The organism is Lysobacter spongiicola DSM 21749, from assembly GCF_900167055.1.
Classification (GTDB): Bacteria; Pseudomonadota; Gammaproteobacteria; order Xanthomonadales; family Xanthomonadaceae; genus Novilysobacter; species Novilysobacter spongiicola.
The window spans coordinates 1-2,505 of sequence record NZ_FUXP01000026.1 but is presented as its reverse complement, the minus strand read 5'-3'; the positions used below and the strand labels follow the sequence as shown (position 1 = coordinate 2,505).

Annotated in this window: 3 protein-coding genes; all 3 read left to right on the top strand. The window is 58.3% G+C overall.

What is annotated here, in order from left to right; genetic code table 11:
• Positions 1–829: 829 nt before the first annotated feature.
• The 3 genes from B5D37_RS14515 to B5D37_RS14505 all read left to right on the top strand — a co-directional run bounded on the left by B5D37_RS14515 (position 830) and on the right by B5D37_RS14505 (position 2,220).
• Complete coding sequence (locus tag B5D37_RS14515; RefSeq protein WP_143814365.1) at positions 830–1,138, top strand: DUF4175 domain-containing protein; 309 nt, start codon at positions 830–832, stop codon at positions 1,136–1,138.
• Positions 1,139–1,206: 68 nt separating this feature from the next.
• A complete protein-coding gene (locus B5D37_RS14510; protein WP_143814364.1) occupies positions 1,207–1,509 on the top strand; it encodes a lipoprotein in 303 nt (100 codons plus the stop codon).
• 99 nt (positions 1,510–1,608) lie between these two features.
• Positions 1,609–2,220, top strand: a complete 612-nt coding sequence (locus tag B5D37_RS14505; protein ID WP_078759444.1) for a hypothetical protein — start codon at positions 1,609–1,611, stop codon at positions 2,218–2,220.
• Positions 2,221–2,505 lie beyond the last annotated feature (285 nt).

Below are 2,505 nucleotides of genomic sequence, written 5' to 3'. Positions count from 1 at the left end.
TGCTCAAGCTGTTCTGCGGTCGCCTCTTCGGTAGGTTGCACCTGGGCTGGAAGCGCGACTCGCGCTCGCCCGACGCTGGCTCCGGCTGGTCTCCTTCGGCGGGCTCGCTGCGTCCGACTCCTGTCGCTCCGGCTGGTCGGCTCAATCATTTCGGAGCCATCTTCGGCTGCATGTCGCCGTGGGGCTCCAAGGTAAAGCGCCGGTCCTCGCGGGCTGGCACTGTTTCGGTTGGTGGAGGGACTGCGGGGTGTGGTGTCGGCAGGTTTGCCGGCATCACAAGGCAGCACCGCCTAACAGGTCATTCAAGCCGAACCCACCTCGTCTCATTTACAGGCATGTTCGCTGCTGGGGCTTCGGCTCAACTCCCGACCCCCGCGTTGTGGGTCGGCTTAATTCCGGTGTTAGGCGGCTGCTGCTGGTGAGTTCTGCATCGGCTCGTTTCTTCGGACACTCGCGTCGCGGCTGGCAGCCCGACTCGTGCTCATCCGACGCTGGCTCCGGCTGGTCTCCTTCGGCAACCACGTCGCGCCGGGCGGTTCGTTGCTCCGGCAGGTCCGCTCAATGATTTCGGAGCCATCTTCGGCTGCATGTCGCCTTGTGGTTTCCGGGTAAGGCGCCGGTCCGCCTGGGCTGGTACTGTTTCGGCCGGTGGCGGAGCTGTGGGGTGTGGTGTTGGCGGGTCTGCCGGCATCTAAGGCAGCATTGCCTAACTGGTCATTCAAGCCGAACCCACTTCGTCTTATTTGCAGGCATGTTCGCTGCTGGGGCTTCGGCTCAACTCCCGGCTCACGCGTTGTGGGTCGGCTTAATTCCGGTGTTAGGACTCAAGATGAAGGCCCACGAGGAACTGCTGTACCTAAAGCATGTTCTGATGCACATGGACGCTGACAAGCCAAGCATCTTGGCGAGCCGATGGCTTCCCCCAGTGACCTGGCTCGCTGCCTGCGCCTTCTTTATTGCTCTCTTCCAATTGCAGCACGCGCTCCCTCCCGCAGTCTTTGCAGGGCTGGCTTGTTTGGTCGGTATTGTTCTGGGGGCGTTGGCTTTCTGGCGCGCTTGCACGGCGAAGTGGCCGTTCGTAAAGCCGCACCTGGACCGCTCAAGTATCGTTCGCCGTGTGCGCGAGCTTGAGTCCTAACCAATCATTCAAGCCGACGCCTTCGGCGCGGCTTAACTCAGGCGTTAGCGGTCATACCGGGGGACATCGTGATCCGAAACATTCTCTTCCTGGCAGTGGCAACCGTCATGCTTGCCGGATGTTCCGAAGATCCCTACTCGAGCCTTGACGCCCCGAAGCAATTCTTCGCAAAGAACAAGATTGGTTCATCGCCGGACTACGGAATCATCAAGTTCGGAGACAAGAGCGATCACGTCATTACGGTTCATGGATTTGCCGATGACTCAGCATCCTGCAAAGAGGTCGCAGATGCCCTCAACGTCAACGCATGCAAGGAGACTGGCGGGCAGCAATGCCTCAATCCATACTCGTGCATTGCGCTCAACCAATGACCGCTAACAATTCATTCAAGCCGAACCCGCTTCGCGGGTCGGCTTAATTCAGGCGTTAGGCGTCACAGCCGCTCTGCCAGCAACCTCACAGGGGAAACCATGTCTAAGGAACTATCTGTACCACAGGAAGAGACCAGCGCTAGTCGAATTGCAGAGGCAATTCTTGGGGTTATTGGCAACATTCCGGAAAGCAGTCTGAAGAAGAGTCGCAATCCAGCTCGCGACTCAAAGAAGCTAATTAAAGGCTCAGCTGTAAAGTCTTCCTTGACAGCAGGAACGCTTGCGTTACCACCAGGTCCACTTGGATGGCTGACAATCATTCCTGAGCTCTTGGCCGTGTGGCGAATTCAAGCCCAGCTAGTTGCGGATATCGCGGCGCTTCACGGGAAAACCTCGACTCTCACAGAACAACACATGATCTATTGCCTATTTCGGCACGCAGCGGCGCAGCTTATGCGAGACCTTGTGGTGCGGGTGGGCGAGCGAGTGTTGGTCAAGCGCGCCTCGCTTCGAGTGATTCAGAAGATCGTTGAAAAGATTGGATACAAGATCCTGCAGCGAACTGTTGGCAAGGGAATCTCACGATGGCTCCCCATCGCGGGAGCCGTTGGCGTGGCTGGCTACGCCTACTACGACACCAATCAAGTGGGAAAGACCTCAATAGAATTCTTTGGCTCGGAAATCACCGAGACCGACGAGAGTGACGCCTAACAGTTCATTCAAGCCGAAGCCGCTTCGCGGCTCGGCTTAATTCAGGCGTTAGACGTGTGCTGTTGGTGAGTTCGCTTGGGCGTGTAGCTCGGGCGCATTGGTCGCGTCGTGTTGTGCCAGGCTTCGGCTGCATCTTCGCGGTAGACCTCGCAGTGTCAGGCGATCGGCTGTGAGGGCTGGTGGGGTGGGGCCGACGTCCCCCCGGTTTTGAGTAGCACGGCGAACTGGAGTCCAATTCCCCAAAGCGAGGAGATTGGACGTGAAGAAGCGCTTTTCCGAAGAGCA